General features: G+C 49.1%; 12 protein-coding genes. 11 read left to right on the forward strand and 1 reads right to left on the reverse strand.

The window, feature by feature from the left end:
- Window positions 1-39 precede the first annotated feature (39 nt).
- Window positions 40-1,323 (reverse strand): citrate synthase, encoded by a 1,284-nt coding sequence (gene gltA, locus AB4875_RS09790; protein WP_368375880.1) that lies wholly within the window; start codon window positions 1,321-1,323, stop codon window positions 40-42.
- Window positions 1,324-1,850: 527 nt separating this feature from the next.
- On the opposite strand from gltA, the gene sdhC reads away from it, so the two are divergent.
- The 11 genes from sdhC (at window position 1,851) to AB4875_RS09845 (ending at window position 15,647) form a co-directional block, all read left to right on the forward strand.
- A complete protein-coding gene (sdhC, locus tag AB4875_RS09795) occupies window positions 1,851-2,225 on the forward strand; it encodes a succinate dehydrogenase, cytochrome b556 subunit (protein ID WP_368375881.1) in 375 nt (124 codons plus the stop codon).
- Window positions 2,219-2,587 (forward strand): succinate dehydrogenase, hydrophobic membrane anchor protein, encoded by a 369-nt coding sequence (gene sdhD, locus AB4875_RS09800; protein WP_368375882.1) that lies wholly within the window; start codon window positions 2,219-2,221, stop codon window positions 2,585-2,587. Before sdhC ends, sdhD begins: the two co-directional genes overlap by 7 nt.
- Before the next feature lie 3 nt (window positions 2,588-2,590).
- Complete coding sequence (gene sdhA / locus AB4875_RS09805) at window positions 2,591-4,363, forward strand: succinate dehydrogenase flavoprotein subunit (RefSeq protein WP_368375883.1); 1,773 nt, start codon at window positions 2,591-2,593, stop codon at window positions 4,361-4,363.
- Between the two features lie 17 nt (window positions 4,364-4,380).
- Window positions 4,381-5,097, forward strand: coding sequence for a succinate dehydrogenase iron-sulfur subunit (locus AB4875_RS09810; protein ID WP_368375884.1), 717 nt, complete (start codon window positions 4,381-4,383; stop codon window positions 5,095-5,097).
- A 265-nt stretch (window positions 5,098-5,362) separates the two neighbouring features.
- Complete coding sequence (locus tag AB4875_RS09815; protein WP_368375885.1) at window positions 5,363-8,197, forward strand: 2-oxoglutarate dehydrogenase E1 component; 2,835 nt, start codon at window positions 5,363-5,365, stop codon at window positions 8,195-8,197.
- A 59-nt stretch (window positions 8,198-8,256) separates the two neighbouring features.
- Complete coding sequence (gene odhB, locus AB4875_RS09820) at window positions 8,257-9,465, forward strand: 2-oxoglutarate dehydrogenase complex dihydrolipoyllysine-residue succinyltransferase (protein ID WP_368375886.1); 1,209 nt, start codon at window positions 8,257-8,259, stop codon at window positions 9,463-9,465.
- A gap of 99 nt (window positions 9,466-9,564) precedes the next feature.
- Entirely contained in the window at window positions 9,565-11,004 is a 1,440-nt protein-coding gene (gene lpdA, locus AB4875_RS09825; RefSeq protein WP_368377069.1) for a dihydrolipoyl dehydrogenase, read from the forward strand.
- Between the two features lie 140 nt (window positions 11,005-11,144).
- Window positions 11,145-12,311: an ADP-forming succinate--CoA ligase subunit beta gene (sucC, locus tag AB4875_RS09830; RefSeq protein ID WP_368375887.1), complete on the forward strand. Its 1,167-nt coding sequence runs from the start codon at window positions 11,145-11,147 to the stop codon at window positions 12,309-12,311.
- Complete coding sequence (sucD, locus tag AB4875_RS09835; RefSeq protein ID WP_368375888.1) at window positions 12,311-13,183, forward strand: succinate--CoA ligase subunit alpha; 873 nt, start codon at window positions 12,311-12,313, stop codon at window positions 13,181-13,183. Before sucC ends, sucD begins: the two co-directional genes overlap by 1 nt.
- A gap of 135 nt (window positions 13,184-13,318) precedes the next feature.
- The gene (locus AB4875_RS09840; RefSeq protein WP_368375889.1) at window positions 13,319-13,936 is read left to right on the forward strand and encodes a TetR/AcrR family transcriptional regulator; all 618 of its coding nucleotides are present in this window, start codon (window positions 13,319-13,321) and stop codon (window positions 13,934-13,936) included.
- Between the two features lie 25 nt (window positions 13,937-13,961).
- On the forward strand, window positions 13,962-15,647 hold the full coding sequence (locus tag AB4875_RS09845; RefSeq protein ID WP_368375890.1) for an acyl-CoA dehydrogenase family protein: 1,686 nt from the start codon (window positions 13,962-13,964) through the stop codon (window positions 15,645-15,647).
- The last annotated feature ends 1 nt before the right edge of the window (window position 15,648 follow it).

Raw genomic sequence — 15,648 nt, forward strand, 5'->3', positions numbered from 1 at the left:
AACTAAAAAAAAGGCCGCATCAGCGGCCTTTTTTATTTTCTAGCGCTTATCTAATGGTACAAAGTCTCGCTGTGCTGGGCCTGTATAAAGCTGGCGAGGACGACCAATTCGGTAGCTGCCACTAATCATTTCATTCCAGTGGGCAATCCAGCCTGGGGTGCGACCCAGTGCGAATATAACGGTAAACATACTGGTTGGAATGCCAATAGCTTTAAGAATAATGCCTGAGTAGAAATCGACGTTCGGGTATAGTTTTCTGTCAATAAAGTATTGATCTTCCAATGCGATTTGCTCGAGACGTTTAGCAATGGCCAGTAGTGGGTCATTCTCTAAGCCTAGCTCAGCCAACACTTCATCAGCTGCTTGCTTCATGACTTTGGCGCGCGGGTCAAAGTTTTTGTAAACGCGGTGACCAAAGCCCATTAGGCGGAATGGATCATCCTTGTCTTTTGCTCTAGCCACGAACTCGTCAATGCGTGAGGCATCGCCAATTTCACTGAGCATGTCCAATACTGCTTCGTTGGCGCCGCCGTGAGATGGTCCCCAAAGGGCTGCAATACCAGCAGAGATACACGCAAATGGGTTTGCACCGGTAGAACCGGCAAGACGTACAGTTGAAGTTGACGCGTTTTGTTCGTGATCTGCATGCAGGAGGAAGACTTTGTCCATTGCCTTGGCGAGCACAGGATTTACTTTGTCTTGCTCGCAGGGATTGCCGAACATCATGTGCAGGAAGTTCTCTGAGTAGCTCAAATGATTCTGCGGGTACATGAATGGCTGACCAATGGTGTACTTATACGTCATTGCTGCCAAGGTGGGCATTTTTGCGATTAGGCGAATTGCGGAAATTTCACGGTGCTTTTCGTCTTTAATATCCAGCGAGTCGTGATAAAACGCTGACAGCGCGCCTACTACGCCGCACATGATAGCCATGGGGTGAGCGTCGCGACGGAAGCCTTTGAAAAAGGTGCTCATCTGGTCGTTGACCATGGTGTGCATGCGAACTTTACTAACAAACTTGTCTTTTTGCTCTGCGTCTGGCAGTGCGCCGTACAATAAAAGGTAGCAGGTCTCTAAATAATCAGAGTGTTCAGCGAGTTGCTCAATAGGGTAACCACCGTGCAGCAGAACACCTTTATCGCCATCGATATAAGTTATTTTTGATTCACAGGCCGCGGTTGAGACAAAGCCGGGATCGTAAGTGAAGTATCCGTTACCCGTCAGGGCGCTGACTTCGATGACGTCGGGACCGATGGTGCCAGAGTGGACTTTAAGGTCCAGCGTTTTTCCATCGATACTCAGAACTGCTTTCTTATCGCTCATTGGGACGGGCTCCTGTTACTTTTTAACATAGCTTGTGGCGTTAGCTTCCCGTGTCTAGCATCTGGCAAGGTATTGCCAAGAGTAACAGCGGGAAGATCCGCGTTCGCGGGAGTGACAAATATAGAGAGCTGAAATGTTTTGTCAACGGTGAATACATTTTAGCCTGCAATTGGCTTGGATGGAATTCTAAATATCGAGTGTGGCTGGGTTTTTACGATTTTTACATAAATGTTTATCATTTTTTGTGCGCCACATTGCTCCGGGCTAAGGTTTTGTATGGCGCCATAATGGTGCGAAATGGTCCTTTAAGCCCTTGATATTGGAGTTTTTTGAGGCCTTTCTACCGATGTTTAAGCGTTTGTAATTGGACTTCGATGGTCCTATAATGCGCGGCGTTTCACAGGGAGTTTATATGCTCCTGCTCCTAAAGAAGCGATGCCGGATTAGAGAATTCGGTATGTGATTGATCCACTCCCTTTAAACCGCTCGTAGTACATGGGCCTGAAATTAAAAGCGTGGCAAAAACCGTGAAAGATAAACGACCTGTAAATCTGGATATCGGCACAATTTCGCTGCCGATAACCGCTTATACTTCTATTTTACATCGCGTTAGTGGTGTAACTCTCGTGGCGGGCGTTGCCCTGCTGTTTTGGTTCCTCGGTACAAGCTTGGACGGCCCTGAAGGCTTTGAACAGGCCAAGGCGTGTTTAGCGTCGTTCTGGGGCAAGTTAAGTATTTGGGCTGTTTTGATTGCCTTAAGTTATCACGCTTCTGCTGGTGTGAAACATTTGGTAATGGATGCCGGTATCGGTGAAACGATGAAAGGTGGTGAGACTGGCGCGAAGTTAGTCTTGGCAGTTACGGCGGTGTTAGTTGTGCTGACGGGGTTGTGGATATGGTAGGTTCAGTAACGAATTTTAGTCGCAGTGGTTTGTCCGATTGGTTAATCCAGCGGGTTTCCGGTGTGATACTGCTGGCTTATATGCTGGTGGTTGGTTTTTATCTGCTGGTAAGTGGGTCAGATCTGACCTACGCACAGTGGAGTGGATACTTCGATAGCACCTTCATGCGGGTATTCAGCACCGCTGCGGTGTTGTCTATTGTCGCGCACGCTTGGATTGGTCTGTGGTCAGTGTCTACCGATTATCTAACAGAGCGAATGATGGGCGGTCGAGGCACAGTTTTGCGCTTGGCATTTCAGGCAGCTTCGGCTGTTGTTTTGTTCACGTACCTCGTTTGGGGAATCCAGATTCTTTGGAGTTAAGTAATGGCTAATATTCGTACTATTTCTTTTGATTCTGTCATTGTTGGTGGCGGTGGCGCTGGTATGCGCGCCGCACTGCAACTGGCGCAGTCAGGCTACAAAACAGCAGTAATTTCAAAAGTTTTTCCGACTCGCTCACACACGGTCTCTGCCCAGGGCGGTATTACTTGCGCCATCGCCAGTGATGATCCTGAAGACCAGTGGCAGTGGCATATGTATGACACTGTTAAAGGCTCAGATTACATTGGTGATCAGGAAGCTATTGAATACATGTGTAAGGTTGGTCCTGAGGCTATTTTCGAATTAGACCATATGGGTTTGCCATTTTCGCGCACTGAAGAAGGCCGTATTTACCAGCGTCCTTTCGGCGGCCAGTCGAAAGCATTCGGGGAAGGTGGTCAAGCGGCTCGTACCTGTGCGGCGGCAGACCGGACTGGGCATGCACTGCTGCATACCCTTTATCAAGGTAATCTGAAACACAATACTGTATTTTTTAATGAGTGGTACGCCACTGATTTGGTGAAAAACGAAGACGGTGCAGTTGTTGGTGTTATCGCCATTTGCATCGAGACTGGCGAAGTTGTGTATGTGAAGTCCAAGGCAACGGTATTCGCCACTGGCGGCGCTGGTCGAATTTATGCGTCTACTACCAACGCGCATATTAATACCGGCGACGGAATTGGTATGGCACTGCGTGCTGGCTTCCCAGTTCAGGACATCGAAATGTGGCAGTTTCACCCCACTGGTATTGCGGGTGCGGGCACATTAGTGACAGAAGGTTGCCGCGGTGAAGGTGGTTACCTGGTCAATAAAGATGGCGAGCGCTTTATGGAGCGTTACGCGCCAAATGCCAAAGATTTGGCTGGTCGTGACGTTGTTGCTCGCTCAATGACTTTGGAAATTTTAGAAGGTCGTGGCTGTGGTCCCAATGGTGATCATGTGTTCTTGAAACTTGACCATCTTGGTGAAGAGGTACTGGAAAGTCGTTTGCCGGGTATTTGTGAGTTATCACGGACCTTTGCCCACGCAGATCCAGTTAAAGAGCCGATTCCAGTTGTGCCTACCTGTCACTACATGATGGGCGGTATTCCGACCAATGTGAATGGTCAGGCGCTCAGTATTGATGAAGATGGCAATGACACGGTGATTCCGGGTCTTTATGCTTGTGGCGAAGTTGCCTGTGTATCTGTTCATGGCGCGAATCGCCTCGGCGGCAACTCTTTGCTTGACTTGGTGGTGTTTGGTCGTGCTTCAGGTCTCTTTATTGAGCAGGCTTTGCGCGAAGGTATCGACCTGCGCGACGCTTCAGAAGCTGAGATTGAGCAGGCTACCTCACGGCTTGATCGAATTAACAATGCAACCGGTAGCGAGAAAGTTGCTGACCTGCGTAAAGAGCTGCAGGGTGTGATGCAGAATTACTTCGGTGTATTCCGCCGCGGTGATTTCATGAAAGAAGGCATCAAAAAGCTGCACGATCTACGTGGTCGTATTGAAAATGCCAAGCTTGAAGATAAGAGTAATACATACAATACCGCGCGTATTGAAATACTTGAGCTGCACAACTTATTAGAAGTTGCCGAAGCTACTGCAATTGCTGCAGAGGCGCGCACAGAAAGTCGCGGCGCCCACGCGCGGGACGATTTCCCTGATCGCGATGATGTGAACTGGTTGTGTCACTCGGTTTATTTCCCGAAAGATAAAACTATTGCCAAGCGGGCGGTTAACTTCACGCCTAAAACGCGCGAAGCGTTTGCTCCAAAAATTCGCACCTACTGATTCAGGAGAAAACAGATATGTTGAAAGTCAGTCTCTATCGTTACAATCCTGAAACAGATCAGGAACCGTATATGCAGGAAGTTGAACTCGATACCGGTGGCAAGGACATCATGGTATTGGATGTTCTTGAGCTCTTAAAGCGTAACGATGCTTCCTTGACCTACCGTCGCTCTTGCCGTGAAGGTGTGTGTGGCTCGGATGGCATGAACATTAATGGTAAAAACGGCTTGGCGTGTATTACGCCGATTTCCGAGGCGCTTAAAAACGGCAGAGGTGGCAATAAGCTTGTGCTGCGTCCGCTGCCTGGTTTGCCGGTAATTCGTGACCTTGTCATTGATATGACTCTTTTCTATAAGCAATACGAGAAGATTAAGCCGTTCTTACAAAACAACACACCGGCACCTGCCATCGAGCGTCTTCAGTCTCCTGAAGATCGCGCTAAGTTGGACGGTCTGTACGAATGTATTCTTTGCGCCTGCTGTTCAACAGCTTGCCCGTCGTTTTGGTGGAACCCGGATCGCTTTATTGGTCCAAGCGGTTTGTTGCAAGCGTATCGTTTTTTGGCGGACAGTCGCGATACTGCAACTGAAGAGCGTTTGAGTGATCTTGATGATCCGTTCAGTGTATTCCGTTGCCACGGCATTCAAAACTGTGTCAATGTTTGTCCTAAGGGCTTAAACCCAACAAAGGCAATTGGCCATATTCGGAATATGTTGCTAAGCAGAGCAACGTAAATATTCTCTCGGCTTAGGCCGAGAAATAAAACTCTGCATAAAGTTAGTCCTAAAGCGCTGCTGACGAGCAGCGCAAAATAAAATACAATTCGGTGCTTACCGGCACTATATGAGTGAAAGCGTACGGTAGGGAAGCGTCCTTCCCTGTGGTGCAAGTCGGTTCTGCGGCGTACACTGAATGCTGCAAGGGCACACCGGGTGAAAAGGGCCTTATCGGGCAATAATCATTCACGCGACCACTTCCCTTATTTTTAGGTGGACAGGAATGCAGAAAAATTCGATGGAGCTTCTATGGAAGAGCTCGCATATATCTGGCGGAAATGCGACCTACGTAGAAGAGTTGTATGAAAGCTACCTCGCAGATCCAAACGCCGTTTCTGATGAATGGCGCGACTATTTCCAGCAACTTCCCCGCGTCAGTGAAGGCACGATCCACGATATTCCCCATTCGCCTGTTCGAGAGCATTTTGCCCAACTTGCAAAAACTCCTATTCGCAGTAATGGGCCAGTCAATAGCGATATCAGTGTTCATGAACGCAAACAAATCCGGGTTATTCAATTAGTCAGTGCTTATCGGCAACGTGGCCATCAAGAAGCTGAGCTCGACCCACTGGGTTTATGGCAGCGTAGCCGCGTACCAGATCTAGAGTTGCAATATCACCAGCTCAGCGAAGCCGATTTCGATACTACTTTCCAAACTGGCAGTCTTTACATCGGTAAAGATCAAGCGACTTTAAAGGACATCTACGGTGCCTTGCGTGCAACTTACTGCCGTTCAGTCGGCGCTGAGTTTATGCACATCGTCGACACGCGCGAGCGGACTTGGATCCAGCAACGTATGGAGAGTGTACGTTCGCAGCCGCAGTTTGGACTTGAGGTTCGAACACATTTGTTGGAGCGTCTAACGGCCGCCGAAGGTTTGGAAAAATCCTTGGGGTCTAAATATCCAGGTACCAAACGCTTTGGCTTAGAAGGTGGTGAAAGCTTAATTCCGATGATGGATGCCATTATTCAACGCGCTGGATCTTATGGCGCAAAAGAGATGGTTATTGGTATGGCTCACCGTGGCCGCCTCAATCTTTTGGTTAATATCTTGGGTAAAAGTCCTGCTGAATTGTTTGATGAGTTTGAAGGCAAGGTCAAATATCAGGGTTCTGCCGACGTTAAGTATCACCAAGGTTTCTCGTCGAATGTGATGACCTCCGGTGGTGAAGTACATTTGGCATTGGCATTTAATCCATCGCATTTGGAGATTGTTTCACCTGTTGTGGAAGGCTCGGTGCGCGCGCGACAGGATCGTCGAAACGATCCTATTGGCGATAAAGTTGTGCCCGTGGTTTTGCACGGAGACGCCGCATTTGCTGGTCAGGGCGTTGTTATGGAGACATTTCAAATGTCTCAAACCCGCGCATACAAAACCGGTGGCACAGTGCATATCGTCATCAATAACCAGGTTGGTTTCACTACCAGCCTGCAAGAAGATGCACGTTCGACTGAGTACTGCACTGACGTAGCAAAAATGGTTCAGGCACCGATTTTTCATGTTAATGGCGACGATCCGGAAGCCGTGTTGTTTGTCAGCCAAATGGCGGCAGACTTCCGTCAAGAGTTTAAGAAAGATGTGGTGGTAGATCTTATTTGCTATCGGCGTCGCGGGCACAATGAGGCTGATGAGCCATCTGGCACCCAGCCGTTGATGTATAGCAAAATCAGTAAGCAGAAAACCACCCGTGAGCTCTACGTAAATAAATTGCTTGAAGAAGGCATTATAAGCAAAGAACTTGCCGATAAAATGGCCGACGATTATCGTCAGGCACTGGATAATGGTGAGCACGTAGCCAAAAGTCTCGTTATGCAGCCGAACACTGAGCTGTTTGTTGATTGGACGCCGTATCTTGGTCACGCTTGGGATGTTGCTGGCGACACGTCAATCGATTCAAAATTATTTAAAGAGACTGCTGAACTTGTTAACGCCGTGCCTGAAGGTATCGTTGTCCAGCGCCAAGTCGCCAAGATTTACGAAGATCGTCGAAAAATGGCAGTCGGTGCGATGCCCATTAACTGGGGTTTTGCGGAGGTTTTGGCGTACGGCACGCTGCTAAAGCAGGGGCACAAAGTACGCCTAACGGGTCAGGATGTCGGTCGCGGTACCTTTTCGCATCGTCATGCGGTATTGCATAGCCAGTCAGATGCTCGTCGTTATGTTCCGCTGCAGAATATGTCTGCTGACCAGCCAGATTTCTCAATTTTCGACTCATTGCTATCAGAGGAAGCTGTGCTTGCCTTTGAATATGGCTACTCAACAACACAGCCAGATTCTCTGGTCATTTGGGAAGCTCAGTTTGGTGACTTTGCCAATGGTGCGCAGGTTGTTGTCGATCAGTTTATAAGCAGTGGTGAGTTAAAGTGGGGCCGTTTGTGTGGTCTGACCATGCTGTTGCCACATGGCTATGAAGGGCAGGGACCAGAGCATTCATCTGCTCGACTAGAGCGGTTCTTGCAGCTGTGTGCTGAGCACAATATTCAAGTTTGCGTGCCGTCCACACCCGCGCAGGTTTATCATATGTTGCGCCGTCAGGCGATTCGGCCTTTACGTCGGCCACTGGTGGTAATGTCACCTAAGAGTTTGCTTCGCCATAAAGAAGCGGTTTCAAGCATAGAAGAATTAACTCAGGGTCAATTCCAAAACGTGATTGATGAGACTGATGATATCGATAAGTCAAAAGTCACACGGATGGTTCTGTGTAGCGGTAAAGTGTATTACGACCTGCGAGCAGCGCGTCGCGAACACGGCAAAGATTCGGTTGCCTTGGTTCGCCTCGAGCAGGTGTATCCCTTTCCCTACGACGATTTACGCAATGCCATTGCTAGTTATCCAAATCTTAAAAAAGTGGTTTGGTGTCAGGAAGAGCCCCGTAATCAGGGCGCTTGGTATAATAGTCGTCACCGGATGACTCGCGTAATTCGTAGCTTTAAGCCTGAGAAAAACCTACTGTTGGGTTATGTTGGGCGAGAGCCTTCAGCGTCACCCGCGGCTGGATATATGGCTTTGCACCTTGCTCAACAAGAGAAATTTATTAAACAGGCATTAAAACTGTAGAGTTTTAATCAACTTTTAGAGACTGTCTCGTACAGCGACATTAATTGACAGGAAGAGTGATGAGTACTGATATAAAAGCGCCAACATTTCCGGAATCAGTCGCCGATGGTTCTATTGCAACGTGGCATAAAAAAGTCGGCGAAGCCGTGTCACGTGACGAGCCTTTAGTTGATATTGAAACCGATAAGGTCGTATTAGAAGTAGTTGCACCCGCTGACGGCGTGCTAAAGGAAATTCTTAAGGGCGAGGGCGAGATCGTTCTGAGTGATGAACTTCTTGCCTTGTTTGATGAAGGTGGGGCGGCGAGCGCAGCGGATGCCGCGCCGGCGGAAGCAGAGTCAGAAGCGGCGCCTGCGGCTAGCGCTGATCTTAAAATTAGTCCGGCTGCGCGTAAAATGCTGGATGAAAAAGGCATCGATGCGGCGGCAGTTACAGGTACTGGCAAAGGCGGCGTCATTACCAAAGAAGACGTTGTTAACCACAAGCCTGCCTCGGCGCCTGCCGCTAAGCCAGCACCTGCGGCGGCGCCCGTTGCCGCTCCAGTCGTTGACGTGCCTGCGGGCGAGCGAGTGGAAAAGCGTGTGCCAATGACGCGTTTGCGCAAGCGTATCGCTGAGCGTTTGCTTGAAGCAACCCACACCACGGCGATGTTGACGACCTTTAATGAAGTAAATATGAAGCCGGTTATGGATCTGCGTAGTCAATACAAAGATTTGTTTGAAAAATCGCATAATGGCACTCGCTTAGGTTTTATGGGCTTTTTTGTTAAAGCGGCTTGCGAAGCACTTAAACGCTTCCCCGCCGTCAACGCCTCGCTTGATGGCGATGACGTGGTATATCACGGTTTCCAAGATGTCGGCGTGGCGGTGTCTACCGAGAAAGGCTTGGTTGTGCCGGTGCTACGCGACGCAGAAAATATGAGTTTGGCGAAGATTGAGGAAAAAGTGCGTGAGTATGGCCTGCGCGCTAAAGACGGAAAGCTTTCTATAGAAGATATGACCGGCGGTACGTTTACCATCACTAACGGTGGGGTATTTGGCTCATTGTTATCTACGCCTATTTTAAACCCGCCACAAACGGCTATTTTGGGTATGCATAAAATCCAAGATCGGCCAATGGCGGTGAATGGAGAAGTGGTTATTCAGCCCATGATGTACTTGGCGCTGTCTTATGATCACCGCTTGGTTGACGGTAAAGACGCGGTTCAATTTCTTGTCGCGATTAAAGACTTGATTGAAGATCCAGCACGGATTCTGCTAGAAATTTAATCGAGCTGATGGCCGCGCCGTGAACATTGGCGCGGGAACCGTTTAGATGTGCTTGGCCTGCGCATGGTGGTCCTTCACAAATTAAAGAACAGGGTGTTGTTGATGTCGAAATTTGATGTGGTAGTAATTGGTTCTGGTCCCGCGGGTTATGTCGCAGCGATTCGCGCTGCACAGCTTGGTTTAAAAACAGCCTGTATTGAAAAAGCCCACAACAAAAGCGACAAATTAGCCTTGGGTGGAACCTGTTTAAACTGGGGTTGCATCCCATCGAAAGCCTTACTTGATAGCAGCTATAAATACCACGAAGCAAAAGATAATTTTGCGGTGCATGGTATTGGCACTGGCGAGATAACGATGGATGTTCCTGCAATGATCAAGCGTAAAGACGCGGTTATTGATCAGATGGTTGGTGGTATTGCCGGCTTGTTCAAAGCCAATGGCGTTACAACCATTGAAGGAACTGGCAAGGTGCTGGCGGGCAAGAAAGTAGAAGTAACCGCGGCCGATGGCAGCATCAGTGTGTTGGACGCGGGTAATATCATTATTGCTGCGGGATCTATTCCGGTCGCCATTCCACCCGCGCCAGTGGATCAAGATATTATCGTTGATTCAACCGGTGGATTAGAGTTTCAAAGCGTGCCCGCTAAGTTAGGTGTGATTGGCGCTGGCGTTATCGGTTTAGAGCTTGGCAGTGTATGGTCGCGTTTGGGTAGCCAAGTTGTCATGCTAGAGGCCTTGGACACTTTCCTCCCAGCGGTAGATGGGCAGATTGCTAAGGAAGCGGCAAAAGTCTTTAAAAAACAGGGTTTAGATATAAAAATGGGTGCCCGGGTTACCGCGACGAAAATTGTCAAAGGTAAGGTCGAGGTAAGCTATACCCAGAATGATGAAGAAAAAACCGAAACCTTCGATAAATTGATCGTCTGTGTTGGCCGTAAACCTTTTAGCAGCGGTTTGCTTGCTCCTGATTGCGGCGTAAACCTTGATGAACGCGGTTTTATTTTTGTTGATGATTACTGCGAAACTGACGCTGCGGGAATCTTTGCAGTAGGCGATCTTGTTCGCGGCCCGATGCTCGCGCATAAGGGATCAGAAGAGGGTGTGATGGTCGCTGAGCGTATTGCTGGCCACAAAGTCACCGTGAACTACGATTGTATTCCATCGGTTATTTACACTCATCCCGAAATAGCGGGTGTGGGCAAAACAGAAGAGCAATTAAAGGCCGATGGTATTTCTTACAAAGCGGGCACCTTCCCGTTTGCGGCCATTGGTCGTGCGGTTGCTGCCGATGATTCAGTTGGCATGGTGAAAATGCTCGCCGACGAAAACACTGATCGTATTCTTGGCTGCCATATCATTGGTAATAGTGCGGCCGATTTAGTACAACAAATTGTTATCGCTATGGAGTTTGGCTCGTCGGCGGAAGATATTGGTTTGACTGTTTTCAGTCACCCGACGCTTTCCGAAGCTGTTCATGAGGCCGCACTGGCGGTAAATGGGCAAGCTATCCACATGCCAAATCGCAAGAAGCGTAAATAGATTTGCGGTAGTGCGCGAAATTCGGGAAAATACGCATCCCGACTTTGCGTTGTTACGGCAATGTGCAGAGGAAGCGGGCCAAGTCACTGACAGGATCTAGCTCGCTTAACACTTCCACAGACCGAGATGGTAATTCCAACATGAACCTTCACGAGTACCAGGGCAAACAGTTGTTTGCTGAATATGGGCTACCTGTTTCTATAGGTTATGCCTGTGATACCCCGGAAGAAGCTGCAGCTGCAGCTGATAAAATTGGCGGTGACAAATGGGTTGTTAAAGCCCAAGTTCACGCTGGTGGCCGAGGCAAAGCTGGCGGCGTTAAGCTAGTTACCAGCAAAGACGAGATCAAGGCATTTGCTGAAAAGTGGCTGGGTAAAAACCTAGTAACCTATCAGACCGATGAGAATGGTCAGCCTGTTTCTAAAATCTTGGTTGAATCATGTACTGATATCGATCAGGAATTATATTTGGGTGCGGTAGTAGACCGCGCTTCACGTCGTATCGTTTTCATGGCATCTACTGAAGGTGGCGTTGAGATTGAAAAAGTTGCAGAAGAGACTCCAGAGAAGATTCTCAAAGCAATTATTGATCCGATGACGGGCGCTCAGCCATACCAAGGCCGCGAATTGGCTTTCAAATTGGGTTTGAATCCAACTCAGGTTAAGCAGTTTGTTCATATTTTTCTGGGCTTGGCTAAATTGTTCGAAGACAAAGATTTGGCCCTGATGGAAGTTAACCCTCTAGTTATTACTAGCGAAGGAAACTTGCACTGCCTAGACGCCAAATTGGTTGTCGATAGCAATGCGATGTATCGTCATCCTGAATTGAAGGCGATGCATGACCCTTCTCAGGAAGATGCTCGCGAAGCGCACGCGGCTAGTTTTGAATTGAACTACGTGGCACTGGACGGCAATATTGGCTGCATGGTCAATGGTGCAGGCTTGGCTATGGGTACCATGGATATTGTTAAATTACACGGCGGTGCGCCAGCTAACTTCCTTGACGTAGGCGGCGGTGCAACCAAGGAACGCGTTTCTGAAGCATTCAAAATTATATTGTCAGACGACAGCGTTAAAGCGGTTCTGGTAAATATTTTTGGCGGTATTGTACGTTGCGATTTGATCGCTGACGGTATCATCGGTGCAGTCCAGGAAGTGGGTGTAAAGATTCCTGTTGTTGTTCGCCTCGAAGGTAACAATGCAGATGTCGGGTCCAAAATTCTTGCAGAAAGCGGTCTTAATATTATCGCTGCTAACAGCCTCACTGAAGCGGCTGAAACAGTCGTAAAAGCAGCGGAGGGTAAATAATGAGCGTTTTACTTAACAAAGATACTAAAGTTATCTGCCAGGGCTTCACCGGCGCACAGGGTACTTTTCACTCTGAACAAGCCATAGCTTACGGTACTAAAATGGTCGGTGGCGTAACACCGGGCAAAGGTGGTCAAGAGCATTTGGGCCTTCCTGTCTTCAATACCGTTGCAGATGCAGTGGCCACTACTGGTGCAGAAGCGTCAGTTATTTATGTGCCTGCCGCATTTTGCAAAGACTCCATCCTCGAAGCTGCAACTTCTGGTATCAAACTAATTGTTTGTATCACTGAAGGCATTCCAACTTTGGATATGCTGGAATGTAAAGTGAAGTGCGACGAGATGGGTGTGCGTTTAATCGGACCAAACTGTCCTGGTGTTATCACTCCAGGCGAAAGCAAGATCGGCATTATGCCCGGTCACATTCACTTGCCAGGTAAAGTAGGTATTGTATCGCGCTCAGGTACTTTGACTTATGAAGCCGTTAAGCAGACTACTGACTATGGTTTCGGCCAGTCTACCTGTGTAGGTATAGGTGGCGACCCAATTCCAGGCTCTAGCTTCATCGATATTTTGGAAATGTTCCAGAATGATCCACAGACCGAAGCGATCGTCATGATCGGTGAGATTGGTGGTACTGCTGAAGAAGAAGCGGCTGCTTACATCAAGGCAAACGTAAGCAAGCCTGTTGTATCTTACATTGCTGGTGTTACTGCACCTGCTGGTAAGCGTATGGGGCATGCCGGTGCGATTATCTCTGGTGGTAAGGGTACTGCAGATGAGAAGTTTGCAGCGCTGCAAGATGCTGGTGTTAAAACAGTTCGCTCTTTGGCCGATATAGGCAAAGCGCTTAAGGAAATTACCGGCTGGTAAGTTCTAGGTACTGTGTTTGAAAAAGGCGGCTTCGGCCGCCTTTTTTGGTTTCCGCTTACCTGTTTTACCTCTAATTAAGACCTTGCCCAAACAAGTGAATGATGATTCACTTGTTTGCTAGTTTATGGAGTCCTTATGGCATACCGCGAAACGCCCTTGGTGACGCAGCGAAAGGCCGCACAAAAGTCTGCTTTGCTTCACGCCGCTGAATCGCTGGTGAGAGAGGGCGGCTTTGGCGCCTTAACGATTCAAGCTTTGGCGTCTGTGGCTGGGGTTGGGGTTGGCACGGTGTATCGTTATTTTAGCAACAAAGACGAGTTGAGCACCGAGGTCTTCCGTCGCGCGACGATACGCGAGGTGGAAGCCGTGCAGATCGCGCTATTGTCAGAGGGCCCTGTAGCTATTCGTTTGGCTGCGGCGGCGGAAATCTTTGCGCAACGTGCTTTTGCTGCGCCTAAATTGGCCTGGGCGCTTATCGCTGAGCCAGTAGACCCAGCGGTAGATTTAGCACGTTTACAGTATCGTAAAAGGTATTCAGCACTTTTTGAGGCGGTGATTTCTGAGGGCGTGGAAACCGGTGTGCTGGCGCCTCAACTTCCGTCTCTGTCGGCAGCGGCCTTGGTGGGAGCAATGGCAGAGAGTCTATTGGGTCCATTGGTCCATCCGGGCTGTAACGAACAAACAACCAGCGCGTTGCGAGATTTTTGTTTAAGGGCTGTGGGTTTGGTGGACAGTACGGCCGACAAATCGTAGCGTAATTTGAAATGAGGGGAGAGTGATGTCGTTGATTCAAAATAATTCTGATCCGGCGTTTGGGGTGACTGCTGAGACCCACGAGGTCTTCAATCAAGCTGGTGCTTTAGAGAACTATAATGTATTCAACTGTGATATCCCGCTGCGAGAAATCCTAGCCCATTTCGGTTTAACTGATACTGCTGAGCTAAGTGCCTACGGCGCTCGATGTGGCAGCGCAGAAGTGATTGCGTGGGGCTTCGAGGCCAATGAAAACAAGCCTCAATTCGACAGTCATGACCGTGTCGGACATCGTATCGATCTTGTTAAGTTTCATCCTGCGTATCACCAGTTAATGGATATGGCTCTGAGCGAGGGACTGCATTCTGGACCTTGGCGAGAAAATCCGAAGGCCACCCACCTTAAGCGCGCAGCGCTAAGCTATATGCAGGCGCAGATTGACGCCGGTCACGGCTGTCCGCTAACCATGACGTTTGCCTCTGTACCTACTGTAAAATTGAGTCCGCGATTGGCGGAGGTTTGGCTTCCCAAAATTCTCAATAATGCTTATCAGCCTGAGAACGTGCCGTACTTTGAGAAGGACGCCGTGACTATCGGAATGGGAATGACCGAGAAGCAAGGCGGGTCTGATGTGCGGGCAAATACTAGCGTGGCGACGCCGCTCAGCGAGTCTGGCAATGGTGCCTTATACGTTTTGAACGGGCATAAATGGTTTTTGTCTGCTCCCATGTGTGATGCGTTTTTAATTCTGGCTCAAGCCAAGGGTGGGTTGAGTTGCTTCTTAGTACCGCGATGGCGTGAGGATGGCATTAAAAATGGCCTGCATATCCAGCGCCTTAAAAATAAAATGGGCAATGTCTCTAATGCCTCGTCTGAGGTAGAGCTGCGCCAGGCGCAGGGCTGGTTGGTGGGTGAAGAGGGGCGTGGCGTGGCCGCTATTATCGAAATGGTGGCATTAACCCGCTTTGACTGCATGGTTGGCTCTACGGCCGGACAGCGCCAAGCGGTTGCGCAAGCGGTAAATCATGCCCAACAACGCTCTTCGTTTGGCGCACGCTTGATTGATCAACCGTTGATGCAGAATGTGTTGGCAGATTTACAGCTAGAAGTAGAGGGCTCGCTCGCGCTGACGATGCGTATGGCTGCTGCCCTTGATAAGGTGGACGATCCCGCAGAACAATTGCTGATGCGCTTAGGGACCGCGGTGGGTAAATTTTGGATCTGTAAGCGCACGCCCGGCCATGCCTATGAGGCCATGGAGTGCCTCGGTGGTAACGGCGTGATTGAAAATTGCATTATGCCAAGATTGTATCGGGAGGCGCCTATTAATGCGATCTGGGAAGGCTCTGGAAATATTCAGGCGTTAGATGTGCTGCGGGCACTGCAGAAAACACCGGCTGTGCTAGACCGCTGGTTTATTGAAATGGCTAAAACGGCGGGTCGCTATGCATTGCTAGACAGTGCTATAGCTCAGCTTAAGGCGATTTTTTCAAGCTCAAATAATCTTGAGTTTCGCGCCCGCTACTTGATTGAGCAGCTAGCATTAACCATGCAAGCGTCATTGCTGATTAGCTCAGCCCCCCAAGCGGTTGCCGACGCATTTATTCGGTCTCGATTAAGTGGTGGGCAGGGCGTCTATGGGTGTTTGCCCGAGGGCGTTGACGCACTGGCTATTATATCGCGGGTGCTGCCTGATAATCGTAGTACCTAGT

This window comes from Zhongshania sp. R06B22 (assembly GCF_040892595.1).
GTDB lineage: Bacteria > Pseudomonadota > Gammaproteobacteria > Pseudomonadales > Spongiibacteraceae > Spongiibacter > Spongiibacter arctica.